Annotated in this window: 4 protein-coding genes; all 4 read right to left on the minus strand. The window is 71.9% G+C overall.

Annotated elements, in window-relative coordinates; translation table 11 throughout:
- A partial coding sequence (locus G6030_RS12505) for an NADH-quinone oxidoreductase subunit J (protein ID WP_182643340.1) occupies window positions 1-737 on the minus strand: 737 nt, incomplete at its 3' end.
- On the minus strand, window positions 734-1,294 hold the full coding sequence (gene nuoI, locus G6030_RS12510) for an NADH-quinone oxidoreductase subunit NuoI (protein ID WP_063972162.1): 561 nt from the start codon (window positions 1,292-1,294) through the stop codon (window positions 734-736). The genes nuoI and G6030_RS12505, both read right to left, overlap by 4 nt.
- Complete coding sequence (nuoH, locus tag G6030_RS12515) at window positions 1,287-2,603, minus strand: NADH-quinone oxidoreductase subunit NuoH (RefSeq protein WP_063972163.1); 1,317 nt, start codon at window positions 2,601-2,603, stop codon at window positions 1,287-1,289. Before nuoH ends, nuoI begins: the two co-directional genes overlap by 8 nt.
- Window positions 2,600-2,896 (minus strand): molybdopterin dinucleotide binding domain-containing protein (locus G6030_RS12520; RefSeq protein ID WP_277817461.1); only part of this gene is annotated, 297 nt, incomplete at its 5' end. The genes G6030_RS12520 and nuoH, both read right to left, overlap by 4 nt.

Below are 2,896 nucleotides of genomic sequence, written 5' to 3' on the forward strand. Positions count from 1 at the left end.
CCACTGGCCTCGAGCTCGTCCGCCGCCTTGGCGTCGCGGGCGTGGCGACGCAGCACCTCGCTCACGGAGTCCGGCGCGTCGGAACCGTCGGGCAGGCGGGCGGGCACGTCGGCGGAGTTGCGGCGCGCGTACACGCCCGAGCTCGGCAGGGGCGTCACGCGCGCGGTGTCGTCGCGCTGCCAGTCGAGGAACCGCTGCTCGGAGAGTTGGCGCTGGGTGAGGCGGCCGGTGAAGCGCTCGCGGTGGGCCAGCACCATGGCGCCGAGCGTGGCGATGATGAGCAGCACCCCGGTGAGCTCGAACGCCCACACGTGTCGCGAGAACAGCAGCTCGGCCAGCGCCGGCACCTCGGACCCGCCGGCCGCGAACCCCGCGAACGGCGGCAGCTCGGCCCGCGCGAGGCCGGTGGCCAGCAGGACCCCGAACCCCAGGCCGGCGAGGATCGCCGCCACCCGGTGCCCGCGTATCCGCTCGACCAGCGAGTCCGAGGACTCCACGCCGATGAGCATCACCACGAACAGGAACAGCATCATCACGGCGCCGGTGTAGACGACGATTTGCCCGACGCCGAGGAACACCGCGCCCTGCGCCATGTACAGGACGGCCAGCGAGACCATGGTCGCCGCCAGGCACAGCGCCGAGTAGACGGCCCGGGTCGCCGCGACCACCCCCAGCGCCCCGGCCACCGCGACGGTCGCCAGGACCCAGAACAGGACCGACTCGCCGGCGGCCATCATGAGGCCTTCGCCGGGTCGTATGGTTCGCCCTGCTCGGGCACCGCTCCGGTGATCTCGCCGCGGTAGTAGTCGGCGTGGTCGGCGCCGGGGACCATGTCGTGCGGTGGCGGCACCATGCCGGCGAGCATGGGCCCGAGCAGGTCGTGCTTCTCGTAGATGAGGTCGGCGCGGTTGTCGTCGGCCATCTCGTAGTCGTTGGTCATGGTCAGCGCGCGGGTCGGGCAGGCCTCGACGCACAGGCCGCAGCCGATGCAGCGCAGGTAGTTGATCTGGTAGATCCGCCCGTACCGCTCGCCGGGGGAGTAGCGCTCCTCGGCGGTGTTGTCGGCGCCCTCGACGTAGATCGCGTCGGCCGGGCACGCCCACGCGCACAGCTCGCAGCCGATGCACTTCTCCAGGCCGTCGGCGTAGCGGTTGAGCTGGTGACGCCCGTGGTAGCGCGGCGCGGTCGGGACCTTCTCCTCCGGGTACTGCTCGGTGTGCTTCTTGCGGAACATCGTCGCGAACGTCACCCCGAACCCGGCGAGCGGCTCGAGGAACCTGGGAACCCTAGGCATGGCGGGCCTCCTGACTCGGGGCGGTGTCGGTGGTCGGTGTGGCGGGGGTGCCGGCGCGGCCGAGCGCGGCGCGCTGGTGCGGGAGCGGCGGGACGGGGAATCCGCCGGCGGTGGGGTCGAAGGGCGCGGGGTCGGTGGGCGCGGCGCGGGTTCCGGCGTCGGTGGGTGCGGCGCGGCCGCCGCGTCGGGTGCGGGTCCGGTGGACGACGACGATGACCGCGACCGCGACCAGGCCCGCGATCACCATGGCCGGCGTGAGGAGGTCCGACTCGGGACCCACGACCACCCGGATCGTGGCCACGGCCATCACCCAGGCGAGGGAGACGGGGATGAGCACCTTCCAGCCGAACGCCATGAACTGGTCGTAGCGCAGCCGCGGGAGGGTGGCCCGCAGCCAGATGAACAGGAACATGAAGGTCCACACCTTGGCGACGAACCACAGCAGCGCCCACCACCCGGAGTCGGCGCCGGGGATGAGCGAGAACGGCAGCGGCGCCTGCCAGCCGCCGAGGAACAACGTGGCCGCGAGCGCGGAGACGGTGGTCATGTTGACGTACTCGGCCAGCATGAACATCGCGAACCGCAGGGACGAGTACTCGGTATGGAAGCCGCCCACGAGTTCGCCCTCGGCCTCGGGCAGGTCGAAGGGGGCGCGGTTGGTCTCGCCGACCATCGAGATGACGTAGACGACGAACGACGGCGCCAGCAGGAACACGAACCACACCTGCGACTGCGCGGCCACGATCCCCGAGGTGGACATGGTGCCGGCGAAGAGGAACACGCCGACGAAGGACAGCGCCATGGCGATCTCGTAGCTGATCACCTGGGCCGTGGACCGCAGGCCGCCGAGCAGCGGGTACGTCGAACCGGAGGACCAGCCGGCCAGGACGATGCCGTACACGCCGATCGAGGTGACCGCGAGGACGTAGAGGATCCCCACGTGCAGGTCCGTGAGCTGCAGCGGCGTCGCGGTCCCGAACACCGAGACCACGGGCCCGAAGGGGATCACCGCGAACGCCATGAACGCCGGGATCACCGCGATGACCGGGGCGAGCAGGTAGATCGGCTTGTCGACCCCCGCCGGGATGAGGCCCTCCTTGAGGGCGATCTTCACGCCGTCGGCCAGGCTCTGGAGGATGCCGCCCGGGCCGACGCGGTTGGGTCCGATGCGCATCTGCATCCACGCGAGGATCTTGCGCTCCAGGTAGATCGCCGCGAGCACGGTCACCACGAGGAACACGAACACCGCGAGGACCTTGGCGAGCACCAGCCACCACGGGTCCGCACCGAAGGCCGAGAGGTCGGTCATGCCGTCACCTCCCCGGCGGCGGGATCCCCGACGGCGATGCCCACGATCTCGCCCGCGGCCGCGCCGAGGGTGGCGTTGACGGCCGAGCCGGGCGAGTTCTGCGGCACCCACACCACGCGGTCGGGCATCTCGGTGATCGCCAGCGGCAGGGTGATCGCCCCGCGGTCGGTGGAGACGGTCACCGGGTCGCCCTCGTCCGCGCCGATGTCGCGGGCCGTCGCGGCCGACAGACGTGCGACCGGGCGGCGGGCCGTGCCGGCCAGGTGGGGCTCGCCGTCCTGCATGCGGCCGGC

It is taken from the genome of Dietzia sp. E1 (genome assembly GCF_014145015.1).
Taxonomy (GTDB): Bacteria; Actinomycetota; Actinomycetes; order Mycobacteriales; family Mycobacteriaceae; genus Dietzia; species Dietzia cinnamea_A.

Excerpts from the sequence above, each read along its gene's own strand:
- nuoI (WP_063972162.1), bottom strand. The coding sequence starts at position 1,294 with ATGCCTAGGGTTCCCAGGTTCCTCGAGCCGCTCGCCGGGTTCGGGGTG.
- nuoH (WP_063972163.1), bottom strand. The coding sequence starts at position 2,603 with ATGACCGACCTCTCGGCCTTCGGTGCGGACCCGTGGTGGCTGGTGCTC.